The organism is Enterococcus sp. AZ119, from assembly GCF_050546175.1.
Lineage (GTDB): Bacteria > Bacillota > Bacilli > Lactobacillales > Enterococcaceae > Enterococcus > Enterococcus faecalis.
This window is the reverse complement of the sequence record NZ_CP172951.1, coordinates 1,085,924-1,103,106: the sequence shown is the minus strand read 5'-3', so window position 1 is coordinate 1,103,106 and position 17,183 is coordinate 1,085,924. Positions and strand designations below refer to the sequence as shown.

Here is a 17,183-nt window from a genome sequence, read left to right as displayed (position 1 = left end):
GAAGATGTTCAAGAAAAAGAAAGCCCAGACGTCATTTCGAGAGGTCTTTAAAAAAGGCGACTTCGCTACAAAACTATCTTTTTTAGTTATGGGTGCTGCAAACTTCGCCAACAAGCAGTGGTTAAAGGGAATCATCTTTTTAACAGCTGAAATTGGCTTTATCTATTGGTTAATCCGTAATGGTTTCCACGCATTAATGATGCTAGGAACACTAGGGACCCAACAGCAAGGGTTAGTATATGATGATTCTTTAGGGATTGAAGTTCTAAAAGAAGGCGATAATTCAATGCTCTTATTATTATTCGGAATTGCAGCAATTTTAGTCTGTTTATCGCTAATCATTTTATATGTAATCAATTTAAAAAGCGCCCGTCACCTATATGAATTAAAGACAGCCGGCAAAAAAATTCCAACAACTATGGATGATTTACGCAGCTTGTTAAACGAACGTTTCCATGCAACTTTAATGACGATCCCCTTACTAGGCGTTCTTTTCTTTACCATCTTGCCGTTGTTATATATGATTTCAATTGCTTTTACCAACTACGACCATAACCATTTACCACCGAAAAACCTTTTTACTTGGGTTGGATTGGCAAATCTAGGTAATGTAATCACAGGCGATATGGCTTCAACGTTCTTTCCAGTACTTGGCTGGACCTTGATTTGGGCTGTTTTCGCAACCGCAACTTGTTTCTTTTTTGGAATCATTTTAGCCTTGCTTATCAATACAAAAGGCTTAAAATATAAAGCGTTTTGGCGGACTATTTTTGTTATCACGATGGCCGTACCTCCGTTTGTTTCACTTTTAATTATGCGAAACCTCTTAAATGGTTCTGGACCTATCAATGCTCTGTTGTTAAATTGGGGCTTAATCGATTCTTCTATCCCCTTCTTAACAGATCCGAATTGGGCAAAATTAACCATTATTGTTGTCAATATGTGGATTGGTATTCCTGCTACGATGTTAATCTCTACAGGGATTATCCAAAATCTCCCTGAAGATCAAATCGAAGCTGCTAGAATTGACGGCGCCAATAAATGGCAAATTTTTAAAAGTATTACGTTTCCACAAATTCTATTTGTGATGACCCCGGCGCTAATTCAACAGTTTATCGGCAACATCAATAACTTCAATGTCATTTATCTATTAACAGGTGGTGGGCCAGCCAATTCTAACTTCTACGGTGCAGGCTCAACTGACCTTTTAGTTACCTGGTTATACAAATTAACTGTCGATACAATGGATTACAATTTAGCCTCTGTGATTGGTATTTTAATCTTCATTCTCTCCGCAGTCTTCAGTTTAATTGCCTATACACGGACGAATTCATTTAAGGAGGCGTAACTTATGGCTAAAGCAAAAAGTTACCAGAAAAAACAACGCACTGCACTTACCAGCGTTTACATCATTCTAACCATTTTAGCAGTTTTTTGGATGTTCCCCATTGTGTGGATTATCTTAACAAGTTTTCGTGGCGAAGGCGGTGCATTTGTTCCCTATATCATTCCCAAAACATTCACTTTAGAAAATTATAAAGTATTATTAACAAATCAGACTGGCAACTTCCCCTTTGTCCGTTGGTTTTTGAACACCTTGTTCGTCTCCATCGCAAGCTGTCTGTTATCAACTTTTATTACAATCGCAATGGCTTATGCGCTGTCACGGTTGCGTTTCCGCTTAAGAAAACCATTTTTAAAAGTGGCGCTCGTTTTAAATATGTTCCCTGGTTTTATGAGCATGATTGCCGTTTACTATATTTTAAAAGCCTTAAATTTAACTGAAAGTTTATTCGCTTTAATTCTGGTTTACTCTGCAGGCTCGGCGCTAGGTTTTTACATCGCCAAAGGGTTCTTCGATACCATTCCGATGGCTTTAGACGAATCGGCTATGATTGACGGTGCCAACAAGTGGCAAATTTTCACAAAAATTACGTTGCCATTGTCGAAACCAATTATTGTCTATACTTCTTTAACCGCCTTCATGGGCCCTTGGATGGATTTTATTTTCGCAAAAGTTATTATGGGTGATAAAGTTGAAAATTACACCGTTGCGATTGGTCTCTTTTCGATGATGACCAAATCAACAGCCAATTCACTATTCATGGCTTTTACAGCAGGATGTGTGCTAATTGCCATTCCAATTACTATTTTATTTATATTAATGCAACGTTTCTATGTAGAAGGCGTGACTTCTGGCTCTGTCAAAGGCTAGAAAAAACATCGTTTGGTTTATAGCCAAACGATGTTTTTTATTTTTTGGCGTTGTTTTCCTTACACGTTTTTCTTCGTAGCGCTTGATAATTGGACAAAATTTTCATGACCGCCAAAAAGTGTTGATTGACCTCTTGATAATCCTCTAAGGAAAGAACACTAAGCGTTTCAGATAGTTGCTGTTTTACTTGATTTTCTTTTTGCTTAAAGAGCTTCTCGCCTTCTTTTGTCGTATAAACATTAACCACGCGGCGATTTTCTTGATTATGGCGACGTTGAACAATCGCTCGTTCTTCTAACCCCGCAATAGAGCGACTCACTTGAACTTTCGACGTTCCTACTTGGTTGGCTAACTCCGTCATACTAATTCCTTCATTTGTTGCCACAATTAATAAAATTAACATGTCTAACTTGGTTAATTTTAGATCCTCCAAGTCTAGGTCTTTAAAAAGCAATTGGCTCATATATGAAAAAATTTCAGTAAAGACACTAATATCTAAATTTGATGAATGCTTCTCTTTATCCATATGTTCTCCCTCGTTTCCCACCTAGTGTATACTAAATTCACTTGATTATCAAATGGTAATGATTGATTTTTGTTAACTATTATGTTACGTTATACACTAACTTAAGGTTGTATTGTTGATAAATTGGAAGAAGGATGCGAAAAATATGCTAGAACTCAAAGAGATAAAAAAATATTATACTGTCGGCGGAACGACCACTAAAGCTTTAGATGGCGTCTCTGTCGCTTTTCGAAAACAAGAATTTGTAGCCATTCTGGGTCCCAGCGGCTCTGGTAAAACGACGATGTTGAATGTGATTGGCGGATTGGACAATTACGATTCTGGTGACTTAATCATTAACGGCAAATCAACAAAAAATTTTAAAGAAGCCGACTGGGATGCTTATCGGAATAACTCAATTGGTTTTATTTTTCAAAGTTACAACTTAATTAGTCATCAAGGGATTTTGGATAATGTCGAGCTTGGTATGACACTGAGTGGTATTTCAAAAGCAGAAAGACGCCAAAAAGCCGAAGATGCACTCATCCGTGTCGGTTTGAAGGACCATATCCATAAAAAACCTTCCCAATTATCTGGCGGTCAAATGCAACGGGTTGCCATTGCTCGCGCTTTAGCTAATGATCCCGATATTTTACTTTGTGATGAACCAACTGGTGCATTGGATTCAGAAACCAGTCTGCAAATTATGGCACTTATCCAAGAACTTTCGAAAGAAAAATTAGTTATTATGGTGACCCACAATCCTGAATTAGCTCACGAATACGCTGATCGAATTATTGAATTTTCAGATGGCCAAATTCGTCATGACTCGCGTCCTCATATTGAACATGAAAAAAAAGAACCTTTCGAATTGAAACGCACCAAAATGAAATTCACGACTGCGCTGCGTTTATCTTTTAATAATATCCGCACTAAAAAAGGGCGAACTTTTTTAACCGCCTTTGCTTCAAGTATCGGAATTATCAGTATTGCGATTGTCCTTTCTCTTTCAACAGGATTCCAGAAACAAATTGATAAAACTCAGTCGGAAACGTTAGCGCAATTTCCGATTACCATTTCTAAAATAGCGACCGATCAAGATCCAGAAAGTTTCAATAATCAGGACAAAAAAGGCACCTTCCCGAAAGAAAAAGAAGTGACTGCTAAAATTAGCGATGCGGACCGTGCGCAACACACGAATTTAATTGATCAAAAGTTTATTGACTATGTCAATCACATTGATCCTGAATTAAGTAATAATATCGGCTATACTCGTCTAGTCAATATGAACTTATTAAGAGAAATCAACGGGAAAGCACAAGCTGTCAAATTTTCAAACGATGCACCCGACGGCCAATCAAACGCGATGGCTTCTATGATGGCTGCCCAAACTGGTGTCGGCGTTTCTGCTTTTCCTAAACAACTAGAAAATGGAAAAAACAATTTCTTAAAAGACAATTACTCGTTGCTTGAAGGAAATTATCCAGAAAAAGAAACCGATGTCGTTTTAATCGTCGATAGTAACAATACCACCAATATTAATGCTTTAAAAAATCTTGGCTTTGACGTGAAAGATAATCAAAAGATTGCCTTTTCAGACATTGTTGGCACAAAAATGAAATTAGCCAATAATAATGCATTTTACACCAAATTACCGACAGGCAACTTCATTCCTAACCAAGATTTGCAAGCTGTTTACGATAACCCAGAAAATACTGAATTAACAATTTCAGGGATTTTGCGAATTAAAGATTCTTCAACAATGAATCTATTAGCACCTGGAATTGCTTATAGCGATGCACTTTCAACTAATATGATTGCCAAAAACAAAACCTCTGACATTGTTAAAGCGCAAGAAGCCAGCAACACTAACGTTATGACTAACGAAACATTAGATGCTTCCGCGAAAGAAAACCTGTTGTCTTATTTAGGAGCGAACGAAATCCCTTCAAGTATTATGATTTATCCAAACGATTTCAAATCAAAAGATAAAATTCTTGATTATTTAGATGCTTATAACAAAGGAAAAGATAAAAAAGACCAAATCATCTATTCTGATTTAGCTGGAACAATGACCCGCTTAACAGGTGGTTTAATGGATGCCATCACCTATGTGCTGATTGCATTTGCTGGGATTTCCCTTGTTACAAGTATGATTATGATTGGGATTATCACCTATACTTCTGTCATTGAGCGGACCAAAGAAATCGGTATCCTGAAAGCGTTAGGAGCTCGTAAAAAAGATATTACCCGGGTGTTCGATGCCGAAACTGCTATTTTAGGCGTTGCCTCTGGTATTCTTGGTGTTGTGATTGCCTTTCTCGCAACATTTCCGATCAATGCAGTGCTCTATAACCTGACTGATTTAGAAAATGTTGCCACCTTAAATCCAATTCACGGGATTATTTTGATTGTAATTAGCACAATCTTAACCATGATTGGTGGCCATATCCCTGCCCGAATGGCAGCGAAAAAAGATGCGGCAGTTGCTTTACGTGCAGAATAAATAACAAAAAATAATCCTTTAATTTCTCTTAAAGGATTATTTTTTGTTTGTAATTTTTATAAAACCACCGTATACTAAATGATTGTGAATGCTTAATAAAAAGAAACGAGGTAATTTCATGTTAAAAAAACCATTTTTACTATTTTTTTCACTTTTAGGAGCTATTTTTATTTTAGCTAGTTGTGGCATAGGAAAAGATGCTGTCACAGATACTAAGTACAAAGTTAGTTTGCAGCAAGCTGCTGAAATCTATGAAAAAGAAGCTGGCAACAGCAAACCATTAGTAAATGTCCAATTTGATACAGAACCAGCAAGTGACTACAGCTATATCTTTACTAACGATACAGAAACACTTTACGTGAATCCTGAAACAGGAAAAGTCACCAAAAATACTGAAGCAAATCAACTTGGCGAAAACGAGACAGCCTTTTCAGCTGCTGAAGTCAAAGAATTAGGCGCTGTTAACGACGTTTTAGCCAAAGCAAAAAAAGAAGTTGGAGGACTTTCTCCACGTATTTTGACTTGGAAGTTAACCAAAAATAACAATAAACTTGTTTATACAGTAGATGTTAAAACGACTACGGCAGATGAAAAAGTTACCTTAGATGCCAATAAATAAGCACAAGCGTATAACTTATCACGAAATAACCAAATCTTAAAATACTCTTTGGGACAGAACGATCGGCTTCGGAAACCTTAACATTTTCCGAAGCCGATCGTTCTGTCCCAATTTCATTCTTTTAAGTAATAATAATTGTTCGTTACCCCTGCTACCGTTATACTTAGTTTAAAAGAAAAGATGGGAGTATCAATTCATGGTTTATACAGTTGATTTTAAAGAAGTAGCCACTATTGGTTTAGAAAGTTCACCAGTGGCACCTGCCCTTGCTGGACTAAGAGCGAATGAAGCTCGCTATTTTTGGAATAAATACAAACATCGCTTTACGACCGTCCCTGCCTCTGAAGCTCCAGAAACATTGGCCTGGATTGAAAAAATTTTATTAGAACGAGAATTACATTTCCCTTACAAGCCACTTGAAATTTCTTCTTTCACTTTAGATGGCATAAAAATGGCCTATGTATTTTATGAAAACGGCTTAGCAGTTAACGTGATGTACACATTAGCTGAGGAAGGCAAACGCGCCGTTGGGTTTAAACTTTCAGATGGTATGGCAATCCCTGCAGAATTTGAAGGAAAATTCAAATTTGCTCGTCAAAAATCAAAATTAGCTGGAACCATTCGCGGCTCTTATTTTGTCATTAAAGGAACCTATTAAAAAAATGCTTTTGCCCTTATTATTAAAGGCAAAAGCATTTTTTTATTTTAATTCTTCAATATAGTTAAATACTTGTTGTCCAGCAATACCGCCTTCACCGACCGCTGTCGTGATTTGACGCAATGTTTTTTCACGGACATCACCAATGGCATAAACACCAGGAATTTTTGTTCTCATTTCTTGGTCTGTTTCAATCCAACCAGCCTCATTCGTAATACCAGCTTTTTTAAATGGTTCTGTTAATGGATCTAGCCCCACGTAAATGAACACGCCGTTTGCTTCAATTTCAGAAACTTCATCTGTTTTGACATTCCGTGCTTTCACACCTGTCACGACCATTTCATTGCCAACAATTTCTTCGACAACTGTATCCCAAACAAAGGAAATCTTTTCATTTGCAAAGGCACGATCTTGAATGATTTTTTGCGCACGCAATTCATCACGACGGTGAACAATCACTACTTCAGAAGCAAATTGCGTTAAATAGATTGCTTCTTCAACTGCAGAATCGCCGCCGCCAACGACTACTAAGCGTTTATTTTTAAAGAAAGCACCGTCACAAACAGCACAATAAGAAACACCACGGCCAGCAAATTCTTCTTCGCCTTTTACACCCAATTTTCGGTGTTCACAGCCTGTTGCAATAATTACCGCTTTAGCTTCATAAGATTTGTCATCACAAATCACTTCTTTATAGGATCCGTGGTCTTCAATGCCCATCACAATACCATACGCATTTTCCGTACCAAATTTTTCTACATTTTCATACATTTTATAGGCCAATTCTGGACCCATAATAGAATCAAAGCCTGGGTAATTCTCTACCTCAGCAGTGTTGTTCATTTGCCCACCAGGCGCACCGCGTTCAATCATTAATACAGAAAGATTGGACCGTGATGCATAAAGTGCTGCCGTCATCCCAGCAGGACCGGCACCAATGATAATTACATCATACATTTTATTTCCCCCAAAATTTTAAGTAAGTTTACTTTACTCCTTAAACAATTTCTTGTCTACTTTTCTGCCCTTTTTTGACATTCGGAGTAGGTGTGTCTATTACGTAAGTTATTGTACCACGGTTTTGTGTTTTCTAGGAGGGGGAAAAGAAAAGTTTAAAAATAACGATCACAACGAATCATTGATTTTTAGAAGCCGTTGTACTGCCGCATCAGAGAATTCTTCTTTATCATTTTTTATGCATTCTTGTTGATTTTGCCCTTGTGGAACAAAACGAAATACTGTAAATGATGCAGATAACGTATCAGGATTACTAATCCGATGAAGACTTTTATGCATCCGAATAAGTTCTCCTTCTGCACAAATTCTTGAAATAATTTGCTGATTTTCTAGCTCTTCTATTTTCACTTTTCCCGACTGCACAAGTAAAACTTCTTCGATTTCGTGATGCTTATGCCAACCTTGCACAGTTTTTCCTGGCAAGCTATTTATATGTATTTCAAACTCTGGAAATAGAAAATAATTTACTTCTGTTCCATCTGGCTTTTTACGAAAGATGACCTCGTCTCTTGTTAAAATTTCTATATATTTCTGTAACATGGCAGGCTCCTTTTAACTTTTTTTATAGCCGAAAGCTATTCTTTCAAACTAAGTTTGAAGCTACTTTCTGAAAATTCGAGTTCCTTTAAATATACTTTTATTACCATTTGAAAATCACTTTTTTTAAAACAATTGACTGTTCAGTATCAATCTTCACTAATCCATCTGTTCACCAGAAAAAATATAGTATTTCCGATTATTCACGAACTTATTATTCAACTTCAAAGGAAAATCAGTCAACATACAGCCCACATATCTAACATCAGAAACACTTCTACTTTTCTCAAGTACTGCTATGGTATACATTGACCTTACTAGTAACATTATAGCATCAAGTTTTAATCATATGTAGATTTAAAAAAACTGATAGCACCCTAACAGATGTTTTCGTTGCTCATTTAATTTACATGATTATTTTTTAGATGCTAATTAAATGTTTGTCAGTAACCTGAATTTTTGATATTTTTATCCAGATTACTTATGTCGGTTTATCAGTTGTGCTAACAAAAAATGATTGTTTTTAAAGATAATTTAATTCATAATATATATAGAATGAAAAAAAGGAGGTTTTATTGTTGAAAGTTGCTATTTGTGATGACAATCCAACGTTAACCGAAAAAATAAACACGATGCTATTTAATTATAACCCAAATATATTTGAAACCTATACCTACTACAATCCTCTCAAGTTAGTCAATCAACTTGACCAAGAAAATTTTGACTTTTTTATTTTAGATATAGAAATGAGTGAAATGAGCGGAATAGACTTGGCAAAAAAAATCCGAGAACGTGATATTTTATCACCTATCGTTTTTTTGACGAGTTACAAAGAATACATGGAAGAAGTCTTCCAAGTACAAACTTTTGATTATTTATTGAAACCGCCTACGGAAGATCGGTTGCACCAAGTTTTGGAAAAACTGAGACAACAGCTAGAAAAAAAAAGAAATTACTTTGTATTTTCTAGTAACAAAGTTACTTATAAAATACCAACCAAAGATATCATTTATTTCGAAAAAGATAAAAGACAAGTATTGATTCATACAGTTGGAGAAATCTACAAACCCTATATGTCAACGAATCAGATAAACGAACAACTTGATACGAATTTTGTGCAAGTCCACTCTTCTTTCATAATAAATTGCGCTTATATAAAAGAGTTAGGAAAAAATTTCCTATTAATGGATTCTAAAGAAAAATGTATTGAAATACCAATAAGTAGGCGCTTCAAAGCCGCCGCTCATAAAAGTATAGTTATGTCCATGAGAGGAAAGATATAATGCTTGATATAACATTACGAAGCCTAAGTTTGTTAGTTTATTTATTTCTTATCTCTTATTTTTTTTCTAATTGGTCAACAGCTATTAAAAATCATAGAGAATTTTATAATGTCATCTGGATTGTTATAATCATATCAGCCATGGTTACGATTATATTATCCAATGCTTACATACCGAACATTTATTTACCGTATCTTAACTTATTACTAAGTTTCATTTTAACTTACACTATTGCTATGCTACACTCGGTCCCTTATCTCGACTCGGCCGTATGGACAATGACACTTATATCAATAAATTTAATCTGTGAAGTATTGTCGTTACACTTTACGAAAATAATTTTAAATGCAGAATTAACATCCTATGGTAGCCCTACTTTTTTCATAACTTCAATAACAATTACAACTTTGATTGGGGTAGCCTGGATAGTCATACTTAAATTTTCAATAGTTAAAGAAGCAAAGTCTGAATTATCGACAAACTTATCATTTATTGTGATTTTATTACCTATTCCCATACTATCAATAATCATTTTATTTGGGCTTTTAATAGGAAACAACAATGACAAAATTTCTGAGATTACTATTACGATTAGTGTCATATTTTTAAACATCTGTGTAATTTTTCTTTATAAAATCACTATAGAATATCAAAAAAATCAATATGATCTTACTTTGAGAAAAAAAAATATCGAAGTGGAGTATAGAATTTTAAATGAAATAAAGAGAAACAGAACTAACGTTTTAAAATTAAAACATGATTTGAAGAATCAATACTTAACAATCCTCGGACTTATCGAAAATGAAGAAGTTAATGAAGCTATCGATTATATTAAGAGTAGTTTTGATATTTTAGAACCACCAACAAAAACTTATGCTGCCGATGGAGTATTAAACTACCTATTGAATGAAAAGCTTGCTGAAGCAAGAAAGAATCAAATTAATGTTGATCATCAGATATTTGTCTCTAAAAATATAAAAATTAATAATGACGTTCTAACTATTGTAATTGGAAATATAATTGATAACGCCATACAAGCATCGAAGAGAATCAAGCCGATTGACAGATATGTCAATATAATTATCAAGCAAGTCAATAATGATTTATTTATTGAAGTATCTAATAACTATAATTCTGAAGAAATTTTTACAAGAAAACATAGAAAAAATAAAGGTTTAGGAATGAAAAACATTGATGATCTCTTACAACAATTAGGTGGTATTCAACGTCACTGGACGAAAGAACGTAGATATTTTGTAACTATAGTTATATTTAATGTATACAAAGGAAACAAATGCGGTGATAACTAATCAAGTAAATCACCGCATTTTTTAGTATACTTCCATGTCGCATAATTTATCAGAAAATTTCAAAAATAACCAAACAAGCATCAATCCCATAATCGTTGAAAATAGGAACGTTATAGTTGGAAAATTCATAAGACCCATAGCAGAAAAATTCGAATATATTAGCATTAGTACCACTGACGTTATTATTGAAGCAATTTCCGATTGTTTCCAAATTGAAATTATTTCTGACAATATCAAAATTACGAATAGTAGACTACAACTTGTAACTATGGTAATAAGACCAAGGTAAATTTCAAAAAATAAATTTGAACTATGAAACTTCAAAATTAAGTTAAGCAAAACCTCAGTCACAAATGAAATAAGAAGCGCACTTCCAAAGCTAGATAAGATTATTACGTAAAAAGAACTTGTTTTTTTTACGAGAAGCTCTTTTCGATCAATCGGAAAAAGAAACGTTCTATTCCGGTGATTGCCAACATAAAATCGTACAAGCTCTTTCCTTAGTAATACAGCTCCATAAATTGATATGCCGCACATAGAAACAGTGTTCGATAATGCTATAATTCCTTGAAATGACGAGATCGTATCAGCACTTTCATCAAATATTCCCACAAATGAGAAAAACATAAAAAATAACATTTGGATTACCAGTGTAATTAAGAAAACTTTAAACCAAACATTTTTAATTTTATCTAATTCATATCTATAAACATTCAATTTTGAGTCACTAATCATGTTTTCTCTTTTGTTCATCATAATACTCTTTCAACCCCTCTCTATACTCTTCTCGAATCTCAACCATTGATTTTGGTTCTTGTACATTGCCTTTCTCTATAAATATAACGTCATCAAGAAATGTTTCCATATCTCTCAATATATGACTACTAATTATCAACACTCTATTTTCGGACAAGGTCTTAACATTCTCAATAAATAACTCTACACCATCAGGATCTAAACCGTTAAATGGCTCATCTAATAATACTAATGAAGGGTTGTGAGCTGTAGCAAGACCTAGCAAAAACCTTTGTTTCATTCCTAAAGACATTGTATTAAACTTTCTTTTTTTATTTACATTTAGACCAACATCCATTAATAGAGTCTCTATCATTAACAAATTTTTTAACTTGTAATAAAAAGCATGGTCATTGTATATATCTTCAAGCATAAATCCATTTAAACTATCTGAGTTAACAAAGTTAGTACCCACCTGCAATAATATTTTAGGGTCTGCTATTTCTACTTGCCGATTGTCTATTTTAAGTATTCCACTATCAGGTCTAAGCAAACTACATAGACATTTCATCAAAGTTGTTTTACCTGCACCATTCGGACCAACTAATCCATAAATTTTCCCTACTTCTAAATCTAATTGATCAACCTTTAAATTGAATGTATCACTTACTTTTTTATATAAATTATTTATATTTATTGTTTGCATTTTGCAATTCAGTCCCTTCTTGACAATGAAATAAGTGAAAGTAATGTAGTTAACACGAACCAAAAACAAACTACAATAATATTAGAAACATTAACAGTATTCTGTTCATAAAACAGTGATCTTATCAAATTACTCGATGGAACAAATGGTAAAAATTCAAAAAAGTTCACTAAAGCAGAAGGCAATCTATCTGTTGGATAAGTAATAGGCGAGAATAAAAGTCCACCTATCATAATTATCTGAGTTGCTAATCCTACTACATTAGGTGTTAGCCAATATGCCAAAGCAAAACCTATAGAGATCATACATAATTGAATTAGACTAAGAATAGCTAGGGCCTTCATTGAGAATCTAATTTGGACATCGAATCTTAAATATGCCGCTAAAAATGACATAAACACCCCAGGTAGTGAGGCCATTCCCCAAATTATAAAGTCGGAAATTAATATGTTCAACCGAGAAACTGGCAATGTCCTTTGATAGTCCACAATGCCCTCCTGTTTTGCTGTACTTACTATTTGAGCAGCAAGAACGCACCCTACCGCAATAATCCCAAGAGTAGTTGCTCCAGATGACAGATAGATAGCTGTCTGATTATTCACATCTGGTATTAGAAGTGCTAACCCGTAAACAATTGCTAATGATAGAAATACTTGAGTTAATGTAAAAACAGGCAATAAGTATTTATGTCTTAATAAACTCCACCCTACTAAAGCAAATAATTCCTTAATCATTGATTTTCTTCTATAATTTTTTATCATTTTCATCTATTAACTCTCCATAGGTTTCATTTAAGGATTTTGGGGAAACTTTATAATTTTGAACTTTTCTTTCTATTACTAATTTCATGACCCAGTCAACTGCTTCTAACACTTGACTGTTCTCTAATTCCATTTCTATCATTAATTCCTCATCGTTTATGTTAGTCTGAATTGCACTCGGTACTATTACACTCTTCAAATCACTTAGATTAAGAAAGTTAACAGTCATATAATTTCGATCGTTTATTTTTATAGACTGTTTTTTTAAGTTCTTATCCTCAAGAACCTTTCCATGATTCATTAAAATATATCTATCAGCATATTTTTCAACTTCTAAAATATTGTGTGTGACCACGATGATTATATGCCCCTTATTAGATAATTTTTTCAGATATCTCCATATTTTTTGCCGTCTAATAGGATCCACATCATTAGTAGGTTCGTCAAGGACTATTATTGGAGAAGGATATACAACGGCCATTGCAAATGAAGCGAGCCTTCTAAGTCCGCCTGAAAGTTTCTGTCCTGGTATATCTTTCCATCCATCTATTTTTAATTCTTTTAAAATTTTAATACACTCTTCTTCAGCTATTTTCTGACTGCCTCCTCTTATTCTTATTATTGACTCGACAGATTGAGCCATCGTTATACCTGCCAAGGGAGCATGTAGTTGAGGCATCATAGAGACATATTCTCTTGCAATTTTACTATCTCTCGCAAATGATAGACCATTAAATGTTATAGAGCCCTTTGTTGATTTCGTTATACCTATAATCTGATTCAACATTGTTGTTTTACCAGCGCCGTTATGTCCAGCTATGGCAGTTATTTCACCTTTATTAAAGCGCAAATTTATATTATCATTTGCACAGCTCTCTGATTTCTTGTACTTTTTACTTAGCGAATGTAATTCTAACTGTTGATTCAAAGCAAACCTCCTATATTTAGACTTAATTAAATTGATTGATAACAGGTTGGAACCATAACCAAATTATCATTACTAGCACACTTATACTTATTACTTTAATAATGATTAATTTCATAATTGCGACCTCTTCAAAGTAGAAAGGATTATCAACCACAAAAGAAATCAAAATGTTAATATCTGTTTTTTGTATAATGATAAATTGCCACAATATCCTTGTTATAAGTATTGATGCCGCAATAGAATTAACTCCAACACTTTTATTATTCATAATCAAAAAAACTAACAAGAATATTGCATCCGACGACATTCCAGAGGTGATCGCCGTGATTCTACCAAACCTACTCCACGTCCATACATGAGTCATAGGTATCGTAGCAACGGCTTTAACTATGTTTAAATTGATTTTCCTTGAATTCCTTGAAAATATAATGTGCATAAATTCATGAAAAGTTGTAGATACGATTGAGACAAGAATAGCAATTAGAAGAAATTTTAAAGGATTTGTAAACAAAACATTTACTGCACTTCCAAAAGGAGACCCCTTGATTACGAATAAAAATATGCTAATCGTAAACGCAACAATACCGTTAACATCAATCAGGAAAGAGGAGCTTTTAAATAAGATATTCTTAGGCTCGACAAATAGCGGCTTATAATCATCTCTCTGATCGGCTTTTTTTATCATAATTTTATTTTCAACTAATTCATTAAGTACCTCTTCTTCGATTAGTTCGGATGAATTAATTTGTCTCGCCACTTCATCACTCAACACTAATAGTTGATTTTCTTCTGATACATAAACCCAATCGCCATTGTTTAGCTTACGTTTTAACGTACGAGCTTCGGTATAGTCTCGGCCTATTTCTTCTCTTGATAATATTGAAATATTTCCCATTGGGAGACATCTCCTTTACCACAAGTTGGACATTCACTCTCAAACCTTGGCCAAGTTTTATGCGTGAACGAGTTTCCGTCCTCATAGTTAATTTCATATTGCGTTCCCAAACTTTTTGGCTCAGCATATCTTGTTACCACTCTTATTAACTCATCTACAATTGATGCTGTTAATTGAAAGATACCAGGACCATAAGCTATGGATGGGGGAGCAAATTGAATATTTCTAAAACCTACAAATTGTTCAACAAATTTAGGGTCATTTTTACTGAAGTTCAAATTCATGCAATCAAAGCATCCTGTTTTCTGGGGTATTACAGTGTATACTCTTCCTCGGCTAACCTGTGAGGCACCAAACACGCACGGCAAACCAACTTTTACAATAGCTTCATTCACAATTCTATGTATAAGGAAAGGGGGTTCATCAATAGCGCAAACAATGATATCTATTCCTTCTGTCAATTCAACAACATCATTCACATCTATTATTTTTTTATCTACAGTTTCAACGTTAATATTTGAGTTCATTTCATTAATGGATCTTTTAGCAACTACAGTTTTCTTCTCACCAATATCTGCTTCTCTATATAGTAATTGACGACCTAAATTACTTGCTTCAACTCGGTCATAGTCCACCATTCTGATCATCTTGGGGCCAAGACCCGCTAGTAAAGTTAGAATATTTGATTCTCCTCCACCAAGACCTAATAATAGTATTTTCAAGTTATTTATCTTTTCCTGTATTTCAAATCTATCATCATCAGCTTTACAGTACCTACTAAAGTAATTCACATTAGCTAAGTATCTATCTTCAATCATTCTACCAGGAAACGTCTCCTCGATTAGACCTTCATCATCATCAAATTCAATAGTGATTCCTAATTGGGCCCAACTCTAAATCTCTCTTTATTTAATTGATATAATGGATAGATTGGTTTTATTCTGGGATATTTATACTTCATTTTTTTCACTCCTTATTAAAAAAATGACGAGATATTTCTATCTCGTCTAACCGTTATTTGGTTATCAAATTAGATAATAATCCACCATGCTGTTGCATCAACTGTATCGGCTTTACGTACGTTAATTTTTTTCATTCCGCATCACTCCTTCCGCTAAACTTTTTATTGAAAAAGAAAATAAATTTCTCTTTCAGTATATCTATATAATAACTTTGACAATCATAAGTATTATTGATTGGTAATAACTAACAATTTCAATGTAACAATTTGCAAAACAACTGCTGATTTTGCAACTATTTGATTAAAGCGTTGAACGGGTATATCTTATATTAGGTTACAGTTTAAAAAAGAAATGTAAAAAATGGACAAAAATGAACTACAGCCAAAAAAAAAGAATAAAAGCAAATAAACTAGCAGCTATTATAAGTTTATTTTTTAACAATATTTATAGCGGGACAAACCATCTCACTTTTCTGGTATTCAGACTTGCTACTCTATTCAATATTTATTTGAATTGAGATGCTTTCACTAATTTTAATTTGAATTCTACCTGATAAGTTCATAAAAAATAACCTCCAAAAATTGTATTTTTCAGATACAACTTTTGGAGGTTAAAATATCTTACCTCAGCCTATTTCTTGGCATTTTTCCATACTTATCATTTCTCTACTTCTCTAAATAAAACTCAAATCGACTTCCTGCATACTGCGTACGAACATATTCAAAAGGTAGTCCGTTTTCAAAATAGGATACTTGGCGCACACGCAGAATCGCATCGCCGCGTTTAATCTCTAAATATTCTGCGATCTGTTCCGATGCTTGAACAGCAGAGATTGTTTGGTTAGAATGGCCAATTTTGTGGCCAGATTTGGCTTCAAGTGTTTTATAAAAAGAGTTCGTGATTTCAGATTTGCCATATTGCGAGACCAATGAATAAGGAATGCTCGCCACCTCAAAACAAATCGGAATGTCATCCGCAAAACGAATTCTTTCCATTCGTAAAATTGAATCTTCTGGACCTAGTTGTAATTTTTCCATCTCACTAGAACTAGGTTTCGCTACAAAATAAGACACCGTCCGACTAGAAGGAACGCGATTTTGAGACAAGGTAATTTCTGTAAAACTAGTGGTACCTGTCATTGTTTCTTGAACTTTCTTACGTGCTACATATGTTCCTGAACCAATTTTTCGTTCTAAAATCCCTTCGTCTGCTAAAGTCTGAATGGCTTGGCGTAAGGTCATTCGACTAACATCAAATTTCAAGGCTAATTCTCGCTCAGAGGGCAAACGATCCCCGATACTCCAGACACCTTTTTCAATATCTTCTTTGATTTTATCGTGAATTTGAATATAAATTGGTATATTTTGAACCATTTACGCTTCCTCCTCTTCGTTCATCTCCTCTTCTATTATAACTGGTATAGACCGTGTAAACAACCAAAAAATGATAAATAAAAGAGGAATTGGAATTTTTATCAAAGTTGGTCTAGTTGCATGCTTTCTTTTTATAACAAAAACATTTGGCTTAGTCAGTAAAAAGTGACCAA

Annotated in this window: 16 protein-coding genes and 1 pseudogene; 7 read left to right on the top strand and 10 right to left on the bottom strand. The window is 34.1% G+C overall.

Going from position 1 to position 17,183, the window contains the following annotated elements; all coding sequences use genetic code 11:
* Window positions 1-4: 4 nt before the first annotated feature.
* On the top strand, window positions 5-1,348 hold the full coding sequence (locus IGL37_RS05410) for a carbohydrate ABC transporter permease (RefSeq protein ID WP_002357775.1): 1,344 nt from the start codon (window positions 5-7) through the stop codon (window positions 1,346-1,348).
* A gap of 3 nt (window positions 1,349-1,351) precedes the next feature.
* Window positions 1,352-2,215 (top strand): sugar ABC transporter permease, encoded by an 864-nt coding sequence (locus IGL37_RS05405; protein ID WP_002360454.1) that lies wholly within the window; start codon window positions 1,352-1,354, stop codon window positions 2,213-2,215.
* A 37-nt stretch (window positions 2,216-2,252) separates the two neighbouring features.
* On the opposite strand, the gene IGL37_RS05400 is transcribed toward IGL37_RS05405, so the two are convergent.
* Entirely contained in the window at window positions 2,253-2,762 is a 510-nt protein-coding gene (locus IGL37_RS05400; RefSeq protein ID WP_002365578.1) for a MarR family winged helix-turn-helix transcriptional regulator, read from the bottom strand.
* 124 nt (window positions 2,763-2,886) lie between these two features.
* Here IGL37_RS05400 and IGL37_RS05395 point away from each other — a divergent pair, with 124 nt between their 5' ends.
* The 3 genes from IGL37_RS05395 (at window position 2,887) to IGL37_RS05385 (ending at window position 6,503) form a co-directional block, all read left to right on the top strand.
* Complete coding sequence (locus tag IGL37_RS05395) at window positions 2,887-5,226, top strand: ATP-binding cassette domain-containing protein (RefSeq protein ID WP_002360456.1); 2,340 nt, start codon at window positions 2,887-2,889, stop codon at window positions 5,224-5,226.
* 118 nt (window positions 5,227-5,344) lie between these two features.
* Window positions 5,345-5,845 (top strand): plasmid sex pheromone cAM373 precursor, encoded by a 501-nt coding sequence (camE, locus tag IGL37_RS05390; RefSeq protein ID WP_002358931.1) that lies wholly within the window; start codon window positions 5,345-5,347, stop codon window positions 5,843-5,845.
* A 196-nt stretch (window positions 5,846-6,041) separates the two neighbouring features.
* Window positions 6,042-6,503 (top strand): hypothetical protein, encoded by a 462-nt coding sequence (locus tag IGL37_RS05385; RefSeq protein ID WP_002355960.1) that lies wholly within the window; start codon window positions 6,042-6,044, stop codon window positions 6,501-6,503.
* Window positions 6,504-6,545: 42 nt separating this feature from the next.
* Here IGL37_RS05385 and trxB read toward each other — a convergent pair whose 3' ends face one another.
* Together trxB and IGL37_RS05375 are read right to left on the bottom strand one after the other, a co-directional pair.
* Window positions 6,546-7,460 carry a thioredoxin-disulfide reductase gene (gene trxB / locus IGL37_RS05380; RefSeq protein ID WP_002357780.1) on the bottom strand — a complete coding sequence of 305 codons (915 nt, stop codon included), beginning with the start codon at window positions 7,458-7,460 and terminating at the stop codon, window positions 6,546-6,548.
* A 168-nt stretch (window positions 7,461-7,628) separates the two neighbouring features.
* Window positions 7,629-8,060 carry a cupin domain-containing protein gene (locus IGL37_RS05375; protein WP_002379393.1) on the bottom strand — a complete coding sequence of 144 codons (432 nt, stop codon included), beginning with the start codon at window positions 8,058-8,060 and terminating at the stop codon, window positions 7,629-7,631.
* A 575-nt stretch (window positions 8,061-8,635) separates the two neighbouring features.
* Between IGL37_RS05375 and IGL37_RS05370 the strand changes: the two genes are divergently transcribed.
* Window positions 8,636-9,340 (top strand): LytR/AlgR family response regulator transcription factor, encoded by a 705-nt coding sequence (locus IGL37_RS05370; RefSeq protein ID WP_002399975.1) that lies wholly within the window; start codon window positions 8,636-8,638, stop codon window positions 9,338-9,340.
* Window positions 9,340-10,650, top strand: a complete 1,311-nt coding sequence (locus IGL37_RS05365; RefSeq protein ID WP_023895307.1) for a sensor histidine kinase — start codon at window positions 9,340-9,342, stop codon at window positions 10,648-10,650. Before IGL37_RS05370 ends, IGL37_RS05365 begins: the two co-directional genes overlap by 1 nt.
* Window positions 10,651-10,671: 21 nt before the next feature.
* Here IGL37_RS05365 and IGL37_RS05360 read toward each other — a convergent pair whose 3' ends face one another.
* The 7 genes and pseudogenes from IGL37_RS05360 to IGL37_RS05330 all read right to left on the bottom strand — a co-directional run bounded on the left by IGL37_RS05360 (window position 10,672) and on the right by IGL37_RS05330 (window position 17,010).
* A complete protein-coding gene (locus IGL37_RS05360; protein ID WP_002382255.1) occupies window positions 10,672-11,406 on the bottom strand; it encodes a hypothetical protein in 735 nt (244 codons plus the stop codon).
* Window positions 11,378-12,091, bottom strand: a complete 714-nt coding sequence (locus IGL37_RS05355) for an ATP-binding cassette domain-containing protein (protein WP_002378341.1) — start codon at window positions 12,089-12,091, stop codon at window positions 11,378-11,380. The genes IGL37_RS05360 and IGL37_RS05355 overlap by 29 nt, the downstream gene beginning before the upstream one ends.
* Window positions 12,092-12,099: 8 nt before the next feature.
* On the bottom strand, window positions 12,100-12,858 hold the full coding sequence (locus tag IGL37_RS05350; RefSeq protein WP_002382254.1) for an ABC transporter permease: 759 nt from the start codon (window positions 12,856-12,858) through the stop codon (window positions 12,100-12,102).
* Window positions 12,836-13,780: an ABC transporter ATP-binding protein gene (locus tag IGL37_RS05345; RefSeq protein WP_033918066.1), complete on the bottom strand. Its 945-nt coding sequence runs from the start codon at window positions 13,778-13,780 to the stop codon at window positions 12,836-12,838. The genes IGL37_RS05350 and IGL37_RS05345 overlap by 23 nt, the downstream gene beginning before the upstream one ends.
* Window positions 13,781-13,802: 22 nt before the next feature.
* On the bottom strand, window positions 13,803-14,675 hold the full coding sequence (locus IGL37_RS05340; RefSeq protein ID WP_002379389.1) for a hypothetical protein: 873 nt from the start codon (window positions 14,673-14,675) through the stop codon (window positions 13,803-13,805).
* Window positions 14,639-15,636 (bottom strand): annotated as a pseudogene (locus IGL37_RS05335) (ThiF family adenylyltransferase). Before IGL37_RS05335 ends, IGL37_RS05340 begins: the two are co-directional and overlap by 37 nt.
* Before the next feature lie 666 nt (window positions 15,637-16,302).
* Entirely contained in the window at window positions 16,303-17,010 is a 708-nt protein-coding gene (locus tag IGL37_RS05330; RefSeq protein ID WP_002357800.1) for a GntR family transcriptional regulator, read from the bottom strand.
* Window positions 17,011-17,183 lie beyond the last annotated feature (173 nt).

Bases quoted from the DNA above. Each gene is read 5' to 3' on its own strand.
- IGL37_RS05410 (WP_002357775.1), top strand. From the start codon at position 5: ATGTTCAAGAAAAAGAAAGCCCAGACGTCATTTCGAGAGGTCTTTAAA.
- IGL37_RS05405 (WP_002360454.1), top strand. From the start codon at position 1,352: ATGGCTAAAGCAAAAAGTTACCAGAAAAAACAACGCACTGCACTTACC.
- IGL37_RS05395 (WP_002360456.1), top strand. From the start codon at position 2,887: ATGCTAGAACTCAAAGAGATAAAAAAATATTATACTGTCGGCGGAACG.
- camE (WP_002358931.1), top strand. From the start codon at position 5,345: ATGTTAAAAAAACCATTTTTACTATTTTTTTCACTTTTAGGAGCTATT.
- IGL37_RS05385 (WP_002355960.1), top strand. From the start codon at position 6,042: ATGGTTTATACAGTTGATTTTAAAGAAGTAGCCACTATTGGTTTAGAA.
- trxB (WP_002357780.1), bottom strand. From the start codon at position 7,460: ATGTATGATGTAATTATCATTGGTGCCGGTCCTGCTGGGATGACGGCA.
- IGL37_RS05375 (WP_002379393.1), bottom strand. From the start codon at position 8,060: ATGTTACAGAAATATATAGAAATTTTAACAAGAGACGAGGTCATCTTT.
- IGL37_RS05365 (WP_023895307.1), top strand. From the start codon at position 9,340: ATGCTTGATATAACATTACGAAGCCTAAGTTTGTTAGTTTATTTATTT.
- IGL37_RS05360 (WP_002382255.1), bottom strand. From the start codon at position 11,406: ATGATGAACAAAAGAGAAAACATGATTAGTGACTCAAAATTGAATGTT.
- IGL37_RS05355 (WP_002378341.1), bottom strand. From the start codon at position 12,091: ATGCAAACAATAAATATAAATAATTTATATAAAAAAGTAAGTGATACA.
- IGL37_RS05350 (WP_002382254.1), bottom strand. From the start codon at position 12,858: ATGAAAATGATAAAAAATTATAGAAGAAAATCAATGATTAAGGAATTA.
- IGL37_RS05340 (WP_002379389.1), bottom strand. From the start codon at position 14,675: ATGGGAAATATTTCAATATTATCAAGAGAAGAAATAGGCCGAGACTAT.
- IGL37_RS05330 (WP_002357800.1), bottom strand. From the start codon at position 17,010: ATGGTTCAAAATATACCAATTTATATTCAAATTCACGATAAAATCAAA.